The sequence below is a fragment of the Acinetobacter sp. ANC 4805 genome (assembly GCF_022549495.1).
Classification (GTDB): domain Bacteria; phylum Pseudomonadota; class Gammaproteobacteria; order Pseudomonadales; family Moraxellaceae; genus Acinetobacter.
Map to the genome: position 1 here is coordinate 218,940 of NZ_JAKZGD010000003.1, position 20,905 is coordinate 239,844.

Below are 20,905 nucleotides of genomic sequence, written 5' to 3' on the forward strand. Positions count from 1 at the left end.
AAGGTCGATCAGCAAGCTTCTTGCAATTTTTGGAGTTTTTTATTTTTTATTAAACCATCGAAATTTGATAGTTTGATGACAGTTTTTTGATGATTCGATTACAGAACCTCTAAGTTAATATTTATAATCAACTTGGAACCATAACTTTTGAGTGTCTACTGAAAATTCTTCAGCTTGATAATCTGAGAATTTTGCTAAAGCAGACAAGCCTTTCACAGGTAATGCATGAGAATAAGAGACTGAAAATTCTTGACCATAGTCCATATTTTTTACATCGCTGCGATATTGATGTAGTTCAGTGCTTAATTTACCTTTACCAAATACATTAAAATTTGATGAAATGTATAAGTCGGTCAAGCCATTCACAGGAGTTGTCAGGAATAAATCAGCCCATCCATTGAACTTATGTTTGGTCGCCAATGGTGTTTGAAATGCAATTTTTCCTGCATCACTGCCGAGCACTTCATAGCCTAGTGCAATTTCGCCTAGTGCAGATCCTTTGTCTGTAATGCCATAACCTAATTCTAGCGCATAGTAATCTGCATCGTAGTTTGTAGGTTGGTCAGCATATTCACTTTGTTTTGCATATTCAGCAACGTATCTAAAATTGTTTTTCTTCCCAGTTAAACGTAAGCCGTAAGTTTGATTTGACCAAGCAGCTAAATCTTCGAAATCCATCAAATAACCATAAAATGTTGAATTTAACAGAGGGCTATAGTTAACTTTAGCTTGAATCAAGTGGATTTGACTGTCTTGTTTACCATCTTGAGCTCGGACAAATTTCGGTTTTGGATCTTCACTACCAAAAATGGTGTTGACTTGATCAATATATGCATAATACAAACCAAATTTTGCGTAAGGCTTAATATTTAGACTAATCGCATCAAAGGTTTGATCATTTTGGCGCCAAGCTACTGATCCCACAAAGCGTTGGTTATCTAAATTGATAACTTGACGACCAACGTTTAAATCAAATTTTGGGCTATATACGTATTTTAAATAAGCCTGATTCAATTGTAGATTTTCAGGATCAGTCACAGTGCTATAGTTTGTTTCAGCATTACGTGTACTGTTGAAATTATCATTTATTTCAACGGTGCCTTCTCCTTGTACAAATGCACTTAAACCATGCCATGTGCCAGTTTCGAGGGAAGGGCGAAGTCTTAATGTCCAAGCATCAGCATTTTTAAGTTGATTATCTTGGTCAACCAGCTCATAACGTAGGCGACTATCTATAGAAAATTTAGTTTTAGTTAGAAAATCATCTGCGGCAAATGTAGCTGTTGATAAAATGCTGAGCATAGCAAAGCTAAGAAGATTCAATTTCATATTGAGACCCCTGAAAATATCGTTTAAGTATGAAAGTTTTAGAGTGTGTTGTGTGGGATGGGTATCCCACACGGAATTGCTGTTAAGCGATAGAGTTACGTTCAAGAATAGCTTGTTCAAACAACTGTTGTTCTTTAGCTTTATGTTCTACAGAGAAGCGGATAAGGATGACACTGAAGGCTGCAACCGTAACGAGTCCACCTAGAATCATAAGACAAGTTTGGACATCCAGTAGACCTTTAAGAAGGAAGCCTGCTGCAACTGCACCGACATTACCACCCGCACCAATGATACCAGCTACACCACCGAGCGCATTACGATCAATGAACGGTACAAGAGCATAAGTTGCACCACATGCCATGTGTGTAAAGAGCGCAAAAACAGTCATGCTGATAATTGCAAGGCTAACTACATTCATTTGTGAAAATAGCATGAGGAATAAACCCTCACATAAAATCAGGATAAATAAGATTTTAGTACGACCGTCTAAACCTTTGGTTAAAGCAACTTTATCAGAAAGGATACCACCCAGTGCACGAGCGAATAATGCAAGTAGACCAAAGATACCAGCAGTTAAACCAGCTTCTTTAAGTCCCATATTGAAGTGATCTACATAATACATTGCAGCAACGTTGTGAATGAAAATTTCAATACCAAAACATGCAGCATAAGAAACAAATAGAATCCAAACACGATAGTTACGAGCGGCTTGCATTAAGATAGCAACACCACCTTTCTTACCACTACCAACTTCTACGCCATTCGCACGTAATTCTTTAAAATCACCTTGAGGACAGTCTTGTGTAAATTTCCAATATAGGATACCTACGATAACCATCATTACACCTGGTACAAGTAAGGCAATTCTCCATCCCATTGCTTGTTCAACACCAAACATCACAATTGCACCTAAAATTAAAGGCATAATTGCTTGAGTAGCGCCACCACCAGCATTACCCCAACCTGCAGCAGCAGCATTTGCTGTACCTACAACGTTTGGTGCAAACATAACACTAGTATGATATTGGGTAATAACGAAGCTTGCACCAATCGCACCGATTAATAGACGGAAGAATAGGAAAGATTCGTAGGTGTTTGCAGCAGCAACGCCAAAGACGGGAATACTACCTAGAATTAAAAGAGCGGTATACGTTTTACGAGGGCCATACTTATCACATAATGGGCCGACAATTAGTCGGATAAGAATTGTAATAGCAACAGCGGCAATATTGATGTTTGCAATCTGATCTTTGGTGAGATTAAATTCACCTTTGATCACAGGCATCAATGGTGCACAGGCAAACCAAGCGAAGAAGCAGACAAAGAATGCGAGCCAAGTCATATGGAAGGCGCGCATAGCAGGCGTTGAAAAGCTGAATAATTTTATTTCAGTTGCTTTCTTCGCATTTAGATTCATTTTTGAAGACATAACCTTCCCCTGAACTGAACGTAATATTTTTTTGCTACGCAGTCTTTCCGCATAAACAAATCGAACAGAACGGACATCGTTGGCCGTCAGCAAATTTTTGTGAATCTTCGTTGATTCATCATGTAAGTTATTAAGCAAATGTTGTGCCAATAATTAATTTTAATCAAATGAATAATTTATATTATTGATTGTAATTGTTTAATTTTTATTTATTTATTTATTTATTTATTTATTTATTTATTTTTGTTGTGGGTGCATGGATGTTCATCAGAGAATCTCATATGGATTATTTAAATTTATGTTAGTTCATAATTCGAATATTGATTCTAATTGGTGCATGGTTTTCATGCACGCTGATTTAAAAGGTTACGATGAATGAAAACAGCCGAAGCTGCTTTTTATCTATCATTTAAAAACGATAACCGATACCGAAATAAGTGATTAAAGGGTCAATATCAATTTTAGTATTTGCTCGAATGAGTTCTTTGTCACTATTGCGGTCAGTCACATAAATTTGAGCTTCATTATTCATTTTAGAATAAGAGATTGACCCAACAGCAAACCAATTTGGTTTAAAGTCGTAGGTTGCGCCCAAAGTCATGATAGGCGCAAAGGTATCGGTTGCTTTAAGTTTGACGACAGGATCAGCAGATGAAGTCTTAGCATCTAACGCGGCGCCTGCTTTATTATCATGAATATTTTGAATCATATGTCCTGCTTTGATTAAATCAGACTCAATCCCTGAATTTATTTTTAAATCGTTGAAATAGGCATACATTAGCCCTGCACCGACATAGGGACGGAACTTATTGATCCCTGATTTGCCAAACTGATAATGCAATTCAACTGCGGGTAACCAAGCACGGGCAGAAGCAGCCGTATCATCTTGGGCTAGGTTAGAGATGTGTATGTCTTTTTTTAGACCAATTTCACCTAGTGAAGTATTTGCTGTGCCACGCAATGGCGCATAAATATTACCTTTACCCTTAAGGTTAACTTTAGGAGGAATGCCTGCTTTGATTTGTAAAGAAAGATGATCAGTAAAGTGATAATTTGCCATAATGCCGATTGTATCGACATTATCGGCTTCTAAACCGGTTCCTTGGCTTTGCCAATTCGAGAGACCATTTACAGTTGCTGTGCCTGTTAAGAGTGCAGGCAAGGTGTCTGTTGGGAGTAACTGAATCGCTTCGTACAGTACTATGTTGGACTCACGATCTGCGGCATTTAGTACAGCCTGCTTAGATACAGAGCCAACTTTGGATGACGTTCCTTCGGCGACACTCGTATTAATATTAATTGGATTGGCTGAACCTTGTGGTATCGCATGTAACCAACCAGCAGAAATAGAGAAGCGCTTAAAGCCATCTCCATCTTTTAAACTAAAATAAGGTGACTCAGCAAAACTACTCGTGGGTAATGTTGTTACGATGCTGATCGCTGTGCAAAACACATACTTTTTCATCATGAGGACTCCATGTCCGATTTATAAGAAACTTTTCTCCAAATAGAAAATAATGGTTTTTACTAAATAATTTTGTTTAGTTAAAATTTATAATTGTGATGCTTATAAAGCTTTTTGTTGAGTTTAGATGCATTAATTAAAGAATTGTGAACTAGTAAAAAAGCGACCGAAGTCGCTTTTTTATAAAATCAAAGGGATAAGAAATTACATAAAACGAGATAAATCTTCTTCAGGACGAGCAGTTAACACTTCGATACCTGTTTTAGTCACTAAAATCGTATGTTCGTATTGAGCAGATAGCTTATGATCTTTGGTGACGACAGTCCATTTATCACCCAGTAGTTTGGTTTGCCACACACCTGCATTCACCATGGGTTCAATGGTAAAAGTCATACCCGCTTCTAAACGCATTCCAGTACCTTTCTGACCATAGTGTAGGACTTGAGGTTCATCATGGAATACATTCCCAATACCATGCCCACAGTACTCACGTACAACGCTAAAACGTTCAGACTCAACATATTGCTGAATTGCGTATCCAACATCACCAAGGTATGAGCCATCTTTTACGGTTGCCATACCACGATACATGGCTTCTTGAGCAACTTGGCACAGGCGATTTGCAAGAATAGATGTTTCCCCACCAACGACATACATCATGTTGGTATCGCCGTGATAACCATCTTTAATTACCGTCACGTCAATGTTTAAAATATCACCGTGTTTTAAAACTTTATTTTCAGATGGAATACCGTGACAAACCACATGGTTAACTGAAGTACAAATCGAATGTTGGAAAGCAGGGCGACCTGGAGCAGCACCATAGCCGACACAGGCTGGAATTGCTTGTTGTACATTTTCAATGTGATTGCGGCAGATTGTATCGAGTTCTAATGTATTTACGCCTGCTTTAATGTAGGGCTTAATCATGTCTAAAATTTCAGCCGCCAGTTTTCCTGCAACACGCATCTTTTCAATTTCTTCGGGCGTTTTGATTAATCGACGAGGAGCTGTGTAAGTCGTGTTCATGATCTCTAAAAACTTTTGGTAATTTGCAAGCGTCTATGGTATAAATAGCCGCCTATTTTATCAAATGCTTTTCGTGAATATCTTTTACGAAGATATTTGATAATAAATAGTCGTAAAAAATCCGCACATATATCGACACATTACTCTGGGTGCCTAGCAATAGGTGGAGGATGCGGGTATATGGAGGCCTAACCCAAACTTTAAGGTAAAGAAAATGGCAGATTACAACGTAAGCATGCGCGACCTTCTTCAAGCAGGCGCACACTTTGGTCACCAAACTCGTTTTTGGAATCCAAAAATGCGTCAATATATTTTCGGCGCGCGTAACAAAATTCACATCATCAACCTTGAACATACTGTTCCTGCGTTAAATGATGCTTTGAACTTTGTTAACAATCTTGCAAGCAAAAAGAACAAAGTATTGTTCGTTGGTACGAAACGTGCTGCTTCTAACATCATCCGTGAACAAGCTCAACGTGCTGGTCAACCATATGTAGATCACCGTTGGTTAGGTGGTATGTTGACGAACTGGAAAACACTTCGCCAATCTATCAACCGTTTAAAAGATCTTCAAACTCAATCTCAAGATGGTACTTTCGCTAAGCTTACTAAACGTGAAGCTTTAGAGCGTACTCGTGAGATGGAAAAACTTGAACGTGCTTTAGGCGGCGTTAAAAACATGGGTGGTTTACCTGACGCATTATTTGTAATCGACGTTGATCACGAAGCGATTGCAATCAAAGAAGCGAAAAACTTAGGTATTCCTGTAATCGGTATCGTTGATACAAACTCTAACCCAGATAACGTTGATTACGTTATTCCTGGTAACGACGATGCGATCCGTGCAGTAACTTTATATGCATCAGCTATGGCGAATGCGATTCTTGCTGGTAAAGAATATGCTCAATCACAAGCGAATGCACAAGCTAAAGGCGATGACGCTGCAAAAGACGCTTCTGAGGCTTAATGCGGTTTGACGCAAACTTGTCATTTTTGCGACATGTAATGGTGGCAAATTAGAGCGTCGAGATTGCAAACGGTCCAGAGTTTCTTTGGGCCGTTTTTGTTGAACAGATTTATATTCTACCGATTTTAGGAGATCAACATGACTGCAATTACTGCAAGCATGGTAAAAGAATTACGTGACCGTACTGGTCTTGCAATGATGGAATGCAAAAAAGCATTAACAGAAGCAGGCGGTGACATTGAACTTGCGATTGATAACCTTCGTAAATCAGGTCAAGCAAAAGCTGCTAAAAAAGCAGGTAACATTGCTGCTGATGGTGCGATCACTATCATCCAAGACGGTAACAAAGCGATTCTTGTTGAAGTTAACTGTCAAACTGACTTCGTTGCTAAAGACGAAAACTTCAAAAACTTCTCTGATAAGGTTGCTGCTGCTGCACTTGCTGCAAATGAAACTGATGCTGCAAAAATTGCTGAACTTAAACTTGAAGATGGCACGACTGTAGAAGAAGCGCGTGTTGCACTAGTTCAAAAAATTGGTGAAAACATTCAAGTTCGTCGCGCTCAGATCGTTGAAGGCGAAAACTTGGCGATTTACAAGCACGGTTTAAAAATCGGTGTAGTTGTTTCTTACACAGGTGATGCTGACACTGGTAAAGGTATTGCAATGCACGTTGCTGCGTTCAACCCAGTTGCTGTAAATGCTGAATCAGTTTCTGCTGATTTAATCGCTAAAGAAAAAGAAATTGCTGAAGCGAAAGCATTAGAATCTGGTAAGCCTGCAAACATCGTTGAAAAAATGGTAACTGGTTCAGTTGAAAAATACTTGAACGAAGTTGCTCTTGATCGTCAAATGTACGTTATCGACAACGACAAGAAAGTTGCTGACGTATTAAAAGCAACGGGTACTGTTGTAGCTCAATTCATTCGTTTCGAAGTAGGCGAAGGTATTGAGAAGAAAGCTGAAATGAGCTTCGCTGATGAAGTTGCTGCTGCTCAAGCTGCTGCTGCTCAATAATTTTTATTGAATCAGTAAGAGTTTAAAAACCCAGTCATAATGACTGGGTTTTTTTATTTATTTGTAATTTTGTTAAAATTATTCGCCATGCATTTCCTTAAATTTTGCTAAGGCTTCAATTCGATACTGAATCAGCATTTCCCCAATTTCTGCACCTTGAACATGTTCAGGTAAATCCTGTGCTCTGATATTTCTAACGATTTCCATCGCATCTAAAATATACTGTGCTTGAGGGTAAGGACGATTTTCTAAACCCAATCGACCTTTAGCATCACATTCACAGGCTTGCACAAATGCTTGTACCTTTTCGGGTCTACGTAAAACATCTAAACGCTGTAATAAACGCCATAAAGTGCCTGGTTTTAGATTTTTGACTTGATGGCATTTCAAATGTTCTTTGCAAACAATTAAAGCCAAATTCTTTAAATGAGTTGGGACTTTTAAACGTTCACATACATCAGTAACGGGCTGTAAACCACGTTCTTCATGCATGATGTGTCTTGGTAGCTCATCAACAGGGGTGAATGCTTTACCTAAGTCATGCACTAAAACAGAAAAACGTACGTCTAAGGCATAATTTGCCTGACAAGCCTGTTTTAACGCCATTAATGTATGAATACCACAGTCTATTTCAGGATGGTACTCAGGACGTTGTGGAATACCAAATAAGGCATCTATCTCAGGAAATAATATTTTTAGAGCATCGCAATCTTTGAGTGTTTGGAAATAGATATCTGCATGATCTTCCATTAATGCACGAGACGTTTCTTTCCAGACGCGTTCAGGTGTTAAAGCATTCAATTCTCCTGAATCTGCAATGCTTTTCATTAATTGCAATGTTTCTTCGGCAATTTGAAATCCATAACTGGCATAACGTGCAGCAAAGCGAGCGACACGGAGTACACGTAAAGGATCTTCTGTAAAGGCATCTGAAACATGGCGGAGGATTTTCTGATTAAGATCTTGTTGACCGCCGTAGGGATCATAAACTTGACCAGCATCATCCATTGCCATTGCATTAATCGTTAAATCACGACGAATGAGATCTTCTTCCAATTTAACCGTTGTATCTGTGAAAAATTGGAAACCATGATAGCCAATACCTGATTTTCGTTCGGTACGCGCAAGCGCATATTCTTCTTTTGTTTTTGGATGAAGAAATACAGGAAAATCTTTTCCAACGGGTTGGTAGCCTTCGGATAATAATTGTTCGGGTGTTGCTCCAACCACAACATAATCTTTTTCGTGATAGGGGTGACCGAGCAAATGATCTCGAACAGCACCGCCTACTAAATAAACTTGCATGAAAAAACCTCTATTCTTCACACAATCATGCTACAGAATAGAGGTTTTCTCAAGCATTAAGCAAAGCTTTTAATGTTAAAAGCTTTGCTTAAATTGATTAGTTTTGGCTTTGTTGAATTTCTGCAACTGTTAAAGCTGTCATATTCACTAAACGGCGAGTTGTCGTAGTCGGTGTTAAAATATGTACTGGTTTTGCAGCACCTAAAAGAATAGGGCCGATTGTTACATTATTACCAGATGTTGCTTTTAACAAGTTGAATGAGATATTTGCAGAATCTAGATTCGGCATAATCAACAAGTTCGCTGAACCTTTAAAGCGTGAATTTGGGAATGCAAAATGACGGATATTATCATCTAGTGCTGCATCGCCATGCATTTCACCTTCAACTTCAAGTTCTGGTGCTTGTTCAGAAAGTAAGCGATAAACTTCACGCATTTTCTGAGCGCTAGGATCAACTTGATCACTACCAAAGCTTGAATGAGAAAGTAAAGCAACACGAGGTGTCATACCAAAACGACGAACTTCTTCAGCCGCTAAAATCGTCATTTCAGCAAGTTGTTCAGCAGTCGGATTTGTATTTACATAAGTATCGGCAATAAATAAGTTACGATCTTCAAGCATTAATGCATTGAGTGTAAAGAGGGTACTACGACCTTCTTTTAAGCCAATCACATTTTTAACGAAATCTAAATGGATGTCGTAGCTTGAATAAGTACCACATAACATACCATCAGCTTTACCAAATTTAACCAACAGCGCAGCAATAAGTGTTGAACGACGACGTGCCTCACGTTGTGCATATTCAACAGTCACACCTTTGCGTTGCATGGTTTGATGATAATCTTTCCAGAAATCATCATATAAAGGGTTATTTTCTTGATCAACGATTTCGATGTTTACGCCATGTTGTAAACGTAAGCCAAGCTTTTTGATATTGTCTTCGATCACAGCAGTACGACCAACAAGGATTGGTTTAGCCAAGCCTTCATCTACAACAATTTGAATTGCACGTAATACGCGTTGATCTTCACCCTCAGCATATGCAATACGCTTAGGATCGGTTTTCGCTTGAGAGAAAATTGGTTTCATTAAGAATGCTGAGTTATATACAAACTCAGAAAGTCTTTGACGATATGCAGAAAAATCTTCAATTGGACGTGTCGCAACACCAGAATCCATTGCAGCTTTAGCAACCGCAGGTGCGATTTCTAAAATCAAGCGTTGGTCTAGAGGGCGAGGGATTAAGTAATCACGACCGAATGATGCAGATTTTTCACCGTAGGTCGCTGCATCTGCCTCAACATGTGCCATACGTGCAATCGCATGTACACAAGCAATTTTCATATCTTCGTTGATTGTTGTAGCACCGACATCGAGTGCACCACGGAAAATATATGGGAAACAAAGCGCATTATTTACTTGGTTTGGATAATCTGAGCGACCAGTTGCCATAATCACGTCTGAACGTACTTCATGTGCATGTTCAGGTAAAATTTCTGGGTCTGGATTTGCAAGAGCGAAAATGATTGGATTTTCAGCCATTTCTTTAACCATTTCTTTGGTTAAAATCCCTGCTGCTGAAAGACCCAAGAACATGTCTGCGCCTGCCATTACTTCATGTAATTGCGTTGCTTGAATGTCTTGAACATAACGTTTTTTCGATTCATCAAGTCCTTCACGTGAAGTTGTTAGAAGACCGCGAGAATCAGCTACAATAATATTTTCTTTATTCACGCCGAGAGCGCAAAGTAAATCTAAGCATGAAAGTGCAGCAGCGCCTGCACCAGATGCAACGATTTTGATCTCGTCAATTTTTTTATTAACAAGCTGTAAAGCATTTAATAGTGCTGAACCTACAATAATACTTGTGCCGTGTTGGTCATCATGGAACACAGGAATTTTCATGCGTTCACGAAGTTTCTTTTCAATATAGAAACATTCTGGTGCTTTGATATCTTCAAGATTGATACCACCAAAAGTTGGTTCTAACGAAGCAACGATATCAACGATCTTGTCTGGATCATTTTCAGCAATTTCAATATCGAATACATCAACACCCGCGAACTTTTTGAATAGAACGCCTTTACCTTCCATTACAGGCTTAGAAGCAAGAGGACCAATGTTTCCTAAACCAAGCACGGCTGTACCATTACTCACAACGGCGACCAGATTTCCGCGTGCTGTATATTTTGCAGCGGCAGAAGGATCTCGTTCGATTTCCAAACATGGAGCAGCAACACCTGGTGAATATGCAAGCGCTAGATCACGTTGGTTAACGAGTTGCTTGCTCGGTGTCACACTGATTTTTCCTGGTGTTGGAAATTCATGGTAATACAAAGCGGCTTCTTTTAAAGATTGATCGTCCATCTGAGTCTCGATTGTTCCGATAATAATCAGGCATATATATGGCTGACGATTATATTAAGATAAGTGCACAAGAATATAGCATTAGTTCATGTTTTCGCCCAGTCAAAAAAGCTTATTTTCACTAAACGATCATGCTTATTGACAATTTAATATTGAGTGTAAATAAATTGCCAATAAGTTCAAAACTCGTTTTTAAATGGAATATCTAGCAATTGCCTGTTGCGTATGTTGTTGTAGGTATTCAGTTGCATGTATAGCGGTTAAAGGCTTGGCGAATAAATAGCCTTGTAATATGTCGCAATTTTGTCGCTTTAAATAGTCGCATTGTTGTTCTGTTTCAACACCTTCAGCAACAACTTTTAAGCCAATTGTTTTGCCCATTGCGATCATGGCATTCACAATTGCATCTTGCTTTGCATTGCCAATTCTTGAAATAAATGCGCGATCAATTTTTAAAATATCGATTGGGTATTCAGTTAGATAGGCGAGTGAAGAATAGCCAGTGCCAAAGTCGTCAAGCGCAATTGAAATATTACGTTCTTTTAAAGCACATAAAATGGTTTTTACATTCTCCGTATTTTCTAGAAATGCTGATTCAGTAATTTCTAATTCTAGGTTTGCGCCAGTGATTGAATATTGATTAAGTACAGTGTCAATATCATGCAATAGTTGACCACGTAAGATTTGTTGTGCAACGATATTTACGGCAATATGAATATGATTGAAGCCAAGTTTTTGCCAATCTTGTAATTGTTTGGCAGCTTCATATAAGACAAAGCGTCCGATATCAGAAATTAAACTCGTGCTTTCTGCTAAAGGGATAAAAATATCGGGCATAATCAGCCCTTTGGTTGGGTGTTTCCAGCGAATAAGAGCTTCGAATCCATTTACTTGGCAATTTTGTGCAGTAATTTTGGGTTGGTAATAAACAACAAGTTCATTATTTTGAATCGCTTTTCTTAAATCGAGTTCTAAATCGGTATGTTTGGCAACAAAATTAGTTCGTTCATTAGAATAATAACGCGTTGTATTCCCACCTAGGCGTTTTGCTTCAGTTAATGCTTGTTCAGCATGTGTATTTAGATTATCAACTTGGCGACCATGTTCTGGGTAAATGGCAACACCAATTGAAATGCTCACGACATATTCTTGATTGGCAATATAAAAGGGTTTGCTAAATGCTTCGACGATATTGCTACATAACTGGTTAATAGGGGGATGCAGCGGGGACATTTCATAAATGATGGCGAAATCATCCGCACTTAAATGTGCAACAAGAAGGGCATCAATATTACTGATACGTAAGCGTTGTGCCACCTGTTTTAATAGTTCATTACCTGCTTGATTGCTAAGTAATTCATTCAAAGCACGAAAGCGATCAATATTTAGACGAATAACAGCTAGATTTTGTATTGAAGCTTCATTAACTAAATATTGATGTAATTGCTGATGATAATAAAAGCGGTTTGGTAAATCCGTTAAAGTGTCGTAATTGGTTAAATAGGATAAACGTTGTTCTTGATGTTTACGTTCAGTTTGATCAGAGACGATCCCAATATAATTAATTACTCGATCTGCTTCATCTTTTACAGCATTAATATGTATCCATAAAAAGCATGATTTTTCAGAAAGGTAAGTTTCTTGGAATTCACCCTCATATTCATGCTCTTCATGCAGGGTGTCAAGAATAGAGAGGTGAAAGTTATGATGGTGCTGTTTATTTTGTTTGGTGATTTCAAAAAGCTGTTTTTCTAAAATAAATTGTTTATCTAAGCCTGTCAGTTGCTCATATTTGGGATTGATTTCGAGATAGTGAAAGCTATCATCCAGAATAAAGATACCTTCAGAAGCCTGTTCAAACACACTAGCAGCTAATTTTAAGCGTTCTTGATCTTTCTTTTCTTGATTAATATCTCGATGGATACCGACCATACGTAATGGTGTTTCATCTTTGGGATCTCTTAAACTTACTTGCCCAACATCATGAATCCAAACCCATTCACCATTTGCACGCTTAATGCGAAATGTTTCTTCATAACGTTTGGTCTGACCGCAAAGATGGCTATATAAAGTATTTTTAACACGTTCAACATCATCGGGATGTACGATTTTATGCAGCAGCGAATAGTGGTTCTCTGAGTCACGAGTGACTTCTTTGCGATGAGAATTGGTAATTTCGACGGTATTGTTTTCTAAATTCCATTCCCAAGGGCGAATACCTGCTGTTTCATGGGCAAAAGCAAGGTTTTGACGATGCTCTTGCAAGCTATCATTCATTTCGGTTAAGTCAAAAGTACGTTCACGAACTTTTTGTTCTAAAAGGTGATTGTTAAACTGGAGTTGAGCTTCTATATCTTTCGATTTATTGACTTCACGTCGTAATTGTTGACACAGTTCTTCTGTCCATTGATTGTGTTGTTCTGCAACATCAATGAGCTGCTTATTTTTTTCTAATACTTGGTATAAGCGTTGATGAATTTTGAAGGTTGCTTGTGCGCATAATAATGTTGCAAAAAAAGATGAATAATATGCCAAGTAAAAAAGAGTATGTTCTTGATCACGATGAAAAAGTTGCGAAAAAACTAAGGGTGTAATACTTGGAATAAAGAATAAAAAGAAGTAGCGAATATGCTGAGTGAGAAAGGTAAGAGCAATAATATGTGATGAGGTCAGCAGTAATGCAGTTAATGTTAGGATGTGAGAACCAGATAATTCAGGTACATCTTTCACTAGAAAATAGTTGATAATGATTGTGCTAATTCCTAGTAATAATCCTGTGAAAAAGCAAATAATTTGAAAGGTGATATTTGTTTTTTGTGCAAATCGAATAGAAGAATAGTGTTTTAATGAAAGATGACAAATACAGTAAAAGCAGAACAGAATACTTAGACTGATACTAATCCAAGTAGAAAAAACATTTGCATTAAAAGAGTAAAAAAAACCAAATAAAACATAATCTAATAGTGAAATACAAAACACACTTAAAATAAATAGACGTACGTGATTCGTATAGTTAATTTGATCCGTATAAACAAATTGTGGCAAATTTTTTTCATGAACCCCGAGCATACAAAGAATAATCCTTTTCATTATTTATCTATGTCTACAACTTTCATTTTTGTAAACATGATACGGTTTTATTTTAAATTACCGCTAAATCAAGAGGAAAGCAATGCAAATACTTTATTTGATTGAAAAGTGATAATTTAAAACGGATAAAGCTACGACTGGAGCGGTTTCTGTCCTTAAAACACGATCTCCAATGCACCAATTTTGAAAATGGTTTTGGTTGGCAGCCTTAATTTCTGCTTCACTCAGACCACCTTCTGGACCAATTAGGAGTGCTAAATCGGGTGTACTGTTTAGCAATACATTTTCTTGGTCTTTGTTTGGTGCTAATACAAAACGTGACGGTGGTAGCTGTTCTGATTTTAGCCATTCGTTTAATGGAATAGGGGCTAAAATCTCAGGAACGCTATTCATTCCACATTGTTCACATGCTGCAATAGCGATGGATTGCCAATGATCTAATTTCTTTTGATCACGATCATATCTTAACCGCATTTCGCAACGTTCACTAGTCAATAATTGAATAGTTTTTACACCAAGCTCTGTGGCTTTTTGAATCGCATAATCCATGCGATCACCTTTGCTCATCACCTGACCTAATAAAGCGTTAAAAGGTGGTGTTCGATCAGTTGGATCAAAGTGATCAACTGAAACAAAGGCATTTTTCTTGTTAATTTCAGTCAGCGTTACAATATATTCACCACCTTTTCCATTGAAAAAGGTGGCTTGTTCTTGTTCTTTTGCTCTTAGCACACGTACCCAATGATGAAATACTGTTTCCGTTAGTTCAATCGTATTGCCTGTATGTAATTCAGTCTCGATATAAAAACGGTTCATTGTTGAGTACTCTAGCAAATTAATTTAAACCTAAATCAACAACAAGTTGTCGAGTTGGTTCGGTTTGGTTCATTGAATAAAAATGGAGTGTTGGCGCACCACCTGCAATTAAACGTTCACAGAGTTTGACAATCACTTCATGACCAAAAGCTTTGATACTTTCACTGTCGTCGCCATAAGCAGCAAGTTGCTTACGAATCCAACGCGGGATTTCTGCCCCTGTACCATCTGCAAAGCGGATTAAATTGCTTGCATTGGTGATCGGCATAATTCCTGGTGCAATTGGAATATTCACACCTGCTTTTTCTATTTGCTCAATGAAATAAAAATATGCATCTGGATTAAAGAAAAATTGGGTAATACCTGCATTCGCGCCAGCATTTACTTTTTCTACAAAACGTTGAATATCTAAATCAAAACTGTCTGCTTGTGGATGCATCTCTGGGTAAGCTGCAACTTCGATATGGAAGTGGTCGCCAGAATGTTCACGAATGAAGCGAACTAAATCCTGAGCATATGGAAGTTCACCTAAACCGACTTGGCCAGAAGGTAAGTCACCACGTAAAGCGACGATACGGTCAATACCTTGAGATTTATATAAATCTAAAAGCTCACCAATACGTGCTTTATCATCACCGATACAAGAGAGGTGAGGTGCAACAGGTGTGCCTTTGCCATTAAAGTCATTAATCGCAGCTAAAGTACGTTCACGAGTAGAACCACCAGCACCATAAGTAATTGAGAAAAACTCTGGATTTAATAGTTGCAGTTCTTGGTGAACGACACGTAATTTTTCCGCACCTGCATCAGTTTTTGGTGGGAAAAACTCAAAAGAAATAGGAACACGTTTCGTCATTTCAAATCCTTTTTTATAAATACTTATTTTGACCTTACTCTAGTCTTCTCCCTCTGAGAGAAGACTAGGGTGAGGGAAATATGAAAAATTAATATTTATAAGCGTCAGATTTGAACGGACCTTCAACAGGAACGCCTAAGTAGTCTGCTTGTACTTGAGTGAGTTGGGTTAATACGCCACCAAAACCAAGTACCATTGCCGCAGCAACTTCTTCATCTAATTTCTTAGGAATCAGTTCTACACGGATTTTCGCAGCTTTTTGATCTTCAGGAAGATCGGCAAATTTCTCAGCAAATAAATGCATTTGACCGAGTACTTGGTTGGCAAAAGAACCATCCATGATACGTGATGGGTGACCTGTTGCATTACCAAGGTTCACTAAACGGCCTTCTGAAAGCAAGATCAAGTAGTTACTTTCATCTTCTGAACGATATACTTGGTGAACTTGAGGCTTAACTTCAACCCATTTGTAGCCACGTAGGTAGTTCGTGTCGATTTCAGTATCAAAGTGACCGATGTTACAAACTACTGAACCCGCTTTTAATGAATCAAGCATTGCTGAATCACAAACATGGTAGTTACCTGTTGTAGTTACAATAAGGTCAGTGTTTTGAAGAAGGTCAAGGTTGATGTCTTCTTTCTTGCCTGTTTGAACGCCATTTTTGTATGGAGATACAACTTCGTAACCGTCCATGCATGCTTGCATTGCACAGATTGGATCTACTTCAGTTACACGTACAATCATGCCTTCTTGACGAAGTGATTGTGCAGAACCTTTACCTACGTCACCGTAACCGATCACAAGTGCACGACGACCAGATAACAACATATCTGTACCACGTTTGATCGCATCATTTAGAGAATGGCGGCAACCATATTTGTTGTCGTTTTTAGATTTCGTTACGGAATCATTTACGTTGATTGCAGGAACTTTTAAAGTACCATCACGTAACATTTCATACAGACGCTGAACACCTGTTGTTGTTTCTTCAGTTACACCGTGGATTTTTGCAATCACTTCAGGGTATTTTTCGTGAACAAGTAGTGTTAAATCACCACCATCATCAAGAATCATGTTGGCATCCCAAGGTGTGCCATTTACATTGATTTGTTGTTCAAGACACCACATGTATTCTTCTTCAGTTTCGCCTTTCCAAGCAAACACAGGAATACCCGCAGCAGCGATAGCAGCAGCAGCGTGATCTTGAGTAGAGAAGATGTTACATGATGTCCAACGAACTTCTGCACCGAGTTCAACTAATGTTTCAATCAGTACAGCCGTTTGGATTGTCATATGGATACAACCCAAGATTTTTGCACCAGCAAGTGGTTTCTCAGCCGAATAACGCTTACGTAAACCAATCAAAGCTGGCATTTCTGCTTCAGCAAGTTTGATTTCTTTACGGCCATAATCAGCAAGTGAAATATCAGCAACTTTATAATCTGTAAATGAAGCAGTAACCGCGTTCATCAGGATCTCCTAGAAAAAATAGTATGGATCATTCTGTTCGCGGATGCCGTTGTCTTGCGAAGCGTTGCTTCTTACATCGAGCCTGGCAAATTGATCTTTAGTACCAATCAATTGTCGCAGCATCCCTCGATTAGGGCATTATGATACTTGGAAATTGACTTGGTTCCAATGATATTTTATGTGAGATGGTTAGAAAATGATGGATTAATGCTGAGATTAAAGTCGTCAATATTTTTAAACATAGCTTAAGGATCTCAAATCCATTTGAAACCCCAAAAATATATAAATGCTCATTAGGCTTTTAAATGATCTTCAAATTCTTCGCCAAGTTGCATAGCTAAAGCATTTCCAGATAAATCACATGTGACAAGACCATATTCTTTTTTAAAGCTGAATGTAAAGCCTCTGTTATCAGCAAGACTTTTCACTGAATATCCTAATTTTTCCAACCAAATACGAAAAGCCAATAAATTTTTTGCTTTCACAACTCTAGTTTTCATGCCAGAACTCCTTTTAACTTGTATTTATTAATAAGGGTGACTCAAAATTTTTTAAAGGGGTATTGCATATATTTATTTTTCTTCGTGTAACTAATGTAAGATTAGTTTAATCAAAACTGAATTTAATCTTAAATTTGATGTCTTGTTTTTTTGCAATTATATGATTTTATTAGTTTTAGTTTGTGTTTTGATATGTACTGTTTTTCTGATTTTTGTGTTTAATTAAATGTAAAAAATGATTTCACTTTCCACTTTATTTAAAAGCATAGAATGAAATCATTAACGTTGTGTCTTGAACTTAAAACTGATCTTTTAGGGCACGTATACGTGCGAAGTCTTCAGCACTGTCTGTACGTAAAAAGGGGTTTGTTTCTAGTTCCAATTCAATTGTGCTTGGTAACGTCATTTGATCTGCATCTCTTAATGTTTTGATATATTTGATGCGCTCTTGCAATGCCACATTATGGGGTTCAATCGTTAAAGCGAACTCTGCATTTGCAAGTGTATATTCATGTGTGCAGTACACTTTGGTTTGGATTGGTAATGCAGCGAGTCGATTTAATGAATGGTACATTTGTTCAGCCGTACCTTCAAATAAACGTCCGCAGCCCATTGCAAATAAGGTATCTCCACAGAACAGCGTATCTATTTCTTCAATAAAATAAACAATATGACCTAAGGTATGTCCAGGCGTAGCAATAATTTCGATTTCCAAATGATTAAAATGAAAATGATCATTATGTTGCAAGGGATGAGAAATAAGCGCAATTTTACTGAGTTCGTCACGAGGTCCAAATACTTGCAGATTTTGATCTGCCAATAAACCTTGTACACCATTGGTATGATCGCGATGCCAATGGGTCAGCCAAATTTGTTTAAGTTCAAGTTGATGCTGTTTGCAAAAATCAGTCACAAGCTCAGCTTCTGTTGGATCAATCACAACAACTTCATGGGTATGCGTATCTTCTAATAACCAAATATAGTTTTTTAAGGTATTTTTTACGTCAATTGCATGAATTTTATAATGCATAGCCGAATCCTAAATCTCTGTTTTATGAGGTTATTGCTGGGCGGAATATTTGAATCATCCGAATGTAATCAGTTTAAGTGTAAATCTATAAGAGTGCAAAAGTTCCTATAGAAGCCATATTGAAGACTGACTTTTTAGGGTAAATTATGACTGCTTGGCACGCTGTCATTTTTTAAGTTGACAAGTCGTGTATTTTAAATAAAGATGATGTAAAAGTTTGATAAATTAATGATTTATATTCATCTTTATTGATATGCAAGATATTTAATTAAAGCTAAATAATTTAAGAATTAGATTTAACAATATTTAACGAAGTAAAAATCTAAAGATGAAATTAAAATAAATCATAAGAATAAAGAGAGAGCATTATGACTGATTTGGTCGATCATGAAATTGTCATCATCTTCAAAAAATACTTACATCCTTTGTCTGTCAAACTCACAGAAATGTTGAATGAGCATTTTAGTCATCAAACGGAACGTCGTGGTTGTGGATATACTCAAGCGACACGTGTGATTGCCGAGTTCGTTTCGCAACCTCGAGATATGATGGGTTTTCAAGATTTTCGTATTTTTGAAGATTATGAAATTAAAGGTTTAAAAAATATTTTGAATCAAAGCTCTTCGCATGGTTTGCTATTGGAAACTTGGCGCAATTTAGATATTGACCCACATGTGCAACAATATCTAAAAGCTTCCCATTCACAAGATTCATTTACCCAAAATTTGCAGCAAGAGGTTGATTTTCAAGCTAAGCTTCGTACCATTCATCAGTATGCAGAACTTGAAGAAAGTGTATTAATCTGTCAATTACTTGCAGATATTCTTCTTCCACAGACAGTACATACAATAGAAATGATCGAGTGTGATTCTTTAGAAGAAAAACCTAAAGTTGGCTCATGTCCGATGGCAGAAAAGTTTTTCTTGCGCATTGCCCATCACCGTTTATTGAGACAGGGTGAAATTAACATTTTTGTCGATGATAAAGGTTTACCCATTATGATGGAGAAACTGAATATGGGAGATAATCATTCCTGTATCAGTCTAGTTCCATTGATGATGAATGGGGTACGCTTACCCGCAGGTAGCCTTTTTTCTGCAAGTTATGACATTGATGTGCTAGAAAAGCAGCCCAATAAACAATATAAAGGATATGTGATCCCAATTGCTCAAATGAATGGTTTTTGGTTTTTACGGCTTACGACATTGGCTGTTTCTCCAAAAAATCGCGCACGTGCGTTTGGTTATCATTTTAAACAGCAGGTTGATAATGGTTTATTTCGACCCGATACGACTGAGTTGGGCCAACTGATCGAGATCGCACGAGATCAATTATATGTAGGACATCCATGCTAAAAGCTTGTTACGCTCCACGCTATTTTGCACGAACGCATACCAATAGTATGGAAAAACTGACCGCCGTTGCGGATGCGCTACGCATGGATCAAATGGTTGAATTGATTGATCCTGGTTTAATTGATATTGAAATTTTAAAAAAACTACATAACCCGCAATATGTGGAAGCTTTCTTATCCGGAGAAACTGCATATGCAACTATTCAGGGTTTTAAGCCTTGGAATGAACAATTACGTGATGCAATCTTATCAGTGCAAGCCGGGCAATTATTGGGGGCTGAAATTGCATTCAAAGAGGGGATTGCCGCAAATATTGCACAAGGTTTTCATCATGCCAGTTATGAATCTGGCGCAGCGTATTGTACTTTTAATGGTTTAGCTTTGGTCGCTAAACAATATCCTGAAAAGCGTATTTTTATTTTAGATTGTGATCAACATGGTGGCGATGGCACAGCGATCTTTAGCAATCGTATGACCAACCTAATTAATTTTAGTATTTTTGGGATTCGTTTTGGTTGCAAGGCTGGTGAACGGAGTTTGACTCGTTATATTCATCCTAAACAGGGAGATTTTGAACAATATCGCGAAGCGATTTTAGAAAGTTTTCAATATGCTTCCCGTTGGGATACTGATTTAATCATTTATCAGGCAGGGATGGATTGTCATCAACATGATAAATACGGTTCGAAATGGTTTACCACAGAATTGTTGTTTGAGCGTGATCGTTTAGTTTTTGAGATGGCAAAAAAAATGAAAATTCCATTACTGTTTGTATTGGCGGGTGGATATCAAGAACTCGATGATTTAGTGCCTTTGCACGTCAATACATTCAAAGCTGCAAATGAAATTTACTTTCCTTAAAAATAGAAAGAAACAAAA

At 37.7% G+C, this 20,905-nt stretch carries 16 protein-coding genes; 4 read left to right on the forward strand and 12 right to left on the reverse strand.

Translation table 11 applies throughout. The features are described 5' to 3' along the window. Window positions 1–114: 114 nt before the first annotated feature. The 4 genes from MMP60_RS05645 to map all read right to left on the reverse strand — a co-directional run bounded on the left by MMP60_RS05645 (window position 115) and on the right by map (window position 5,252). A complete protein-coding gene (locus MMP60_RS05645; protein WP_241335360.1) occupies window positions 115–1,329 on the reverse strand; it encodes an alginate export family protein in 1,215 nt (404 codons plus the stop codon). Between the two features lie 82 nt (window positions 1,330–1,411). Beyond that, window positions 1,412–2,758 carry an MFS transporter gene (locus MMP60_RS05650; RefSeq protein ID WP_241335361.1) on the reverse strand — a complete coding sequence of 449 codons (1,347 nt, stop codon included), beginning with the start codon at window positions 2,756–2,758 and terminating at the stop codon, window positions 1,412–1,414. Window positions 2,759–3,167: 409 nt separating this feature from the next. Continuing rightward, window positions 3,168–4,223, reverse strand: a complete 1,056-nt coding sequence (locus MMP60_RS05655) for an OmpW family outer membrane protein (protein ID WP_241335502.1) — start codon at window positions 4,221–4,223, stop codon at window positions 3,168–3,170. A gap of 204 nt (window positions 4,224–4,427) precedes the next feature. Then, on the reverse strand, window positions 4,428–5,252 hold the full coding sequence (gene map, locus MMP60_RS05660; protein ID WP_241335362.1) for a type I methionyl aminopeptidase: 825 nt from the start codon (window positions 5,250–5,252) through the stop codon (window positions 4,428–4,430). Window positions 5,253–5,466: 214 nt separating this feature from the next. Here map and rpsB point away from each other — a divergent pair, with 214 nt between their 5' ends. Both rpsB and tsf read left to right on the forward strand, forming a co-directional pair. Next, window positions 5,467–6,219 carry a 30S ribosomal protein S2 gene (rpsB, locus tag MMP60_RS05665; RefSeq protein WP_004661273.1) on the forward strand — a complete coding sequence of 251 codons (753 nt, stop codon included), beginning with the start codon at window positions 5,467–5,469 and terminating at the stop codon, window positions 6,217–6,219. Window positions 6,220–6,357: 138 nt separating this feature from the next. Further along, window positions 6,358–7,236, forward strand: coding sequence for a translation elongation factor Ts (gene tsf, locus MMP60_RS05670; protein WP_241335363.1), 879 nt, complete (start codon window positions 6,358–6,360; stop codon window positions 7,234–7,236). A 78-nt stretch (window positions 7,237–7,314) separates the two neighbouring features. On the opposite strand, the gene MMP60_RS05675 is transcribed toward tsf, so the two are convergent. From MMP60_RS05675 to gloB, 8 genes are all read right to left on the reverse strand, one after another. Further along, on the reverse strand, window positions 7,315–8,541 hold the full coding sequence (locus MMP60_RS05675; protein ID WP_241335364.1) for a multifunctional CCA addition/repair protein: 1,227 nt from the start codon (window positions 8,539–8,541) through the stop codon (window positions 7,315–7,317). Window positions 8,542–8,638: 97 nt separating this feature from the next. Next, on the reverse strand, window positions 8,639–10,909 hold the full coding sequence (locus MMP60_RS05680; RefSeq protein WP_241335365.1) for an NADP-dependent malic enzyme: 2,271 nt from the start codon (window positions 10,907–10,909) through the stop codon (window positions 8,639–8,641). A 192-nt stretch (window positions 10,910–11,101) separates the two neighbouring features. Beyond that, on the reverse strand, window positions 11,102–13,978 hold the full coding sequence (locus MMP60_RS05685) for an EAL domain-containing protein (RefSeq protein ID WP_241335366.1): 2,877 nt from the start codon (window positions 13,976–13,978) through the stop codon (window positions 11,102–11,104). A gap of 114 nt (window positions 13,979–14,092) precedes the next feature. Further along, window positions 14,093–14,815: a 16S rRNA (uracil(1498)-N(3))-methyltransferase gene (locus tag MMP60_RS05690; protein ID WP_241335367.1), complete on the reverse strand. Its 723-nt coding sequence runs from the start codon at window positions 14,813–14,815 to the stop codon at window positions 14,093–14,095. Window positions 14,816–14,834: 19 nt separating this feature from the next. Next, window positions 14,835–15,671: a methylenetetrahydrofolate reductase [NAD(P)H] gene (gene metF / locus MMP60_RS05695; protein ID WP_241335368.1), complete on the reverse strand. Its 837-nt coding sequence runs from the start codon at window positions 15,669–15,671 to the stop codon at window positions 14,835–14,837. 88 nt (window positions 15,672–15,759) lie between these two features. Continuing rightward, window positions 15,760–17,142 (reverse strand): adenosylhomocysteinase, encoded by a 1,383-nt coding sequence (gene ahcY / locus MMP60_RS05700; RefSeq protein ID WP_241335369.1) that lies wholly within the window; start codon window positions 17,140–17,142, stop codon window positions 15,760–15,762. A 293-nt stretch (window positions 17,143–17,435) separates the two neighbouring features. Beyond that, window positions 17,436–17,642, reverse strand: a complete 207-nt coding sequence (locus tag MMP60_RS05705; protein ID WP_018678617.1) for a hypothetical protein — start codon at window positions 17,640–17,642, stop codon at window positions 17,436–17,438. A 298-nt stretch (window positions 17,643–17,940) separates the two neighbouring features. Beyond that, a complete protein-coding gene (gene gloB / locus MMP60_RS05710; RefSeq protein ID WP_241335370.1) occupies window positions 17,941–18,672 on the reverse strand; it encodes a hydroxyacylglutathione hydrolase in 732 nt (243 codons plus the stop codon). 368 nt (window positions 18,673–19,040) lie between these two features. Here gloB and MMP60_RS05715 point away from each other — a divergent pair, with 368 nt between their 5' ends. Further along, complete coding sequence (locus MMP60_RS05715) at window positions 19,041–20,027, forward strand: hypothetical protein (RefSeq protein WP_241335371.1); 987 nt, start codon at window positions 19,041–19,043, stop codon at window positions 20,025–20,027. Further along, window positions 20,021–20,887 (forward strand): histone deacetylase, encoded by an 867-nt coding sequence (locus tag MMP60_RS05720; protein ID WP_241335372.1) that lies wholly within the window; start codon window positions 20,021–20,023, stop codon window positions 20,885–20,887. Before MMP60_RS05715 ends, MMP60_RS05720 begins: the two co-directional genes overlap by 7 nt. Window positions 20,888–20,905: the final 18 nt, after the last annotated feature.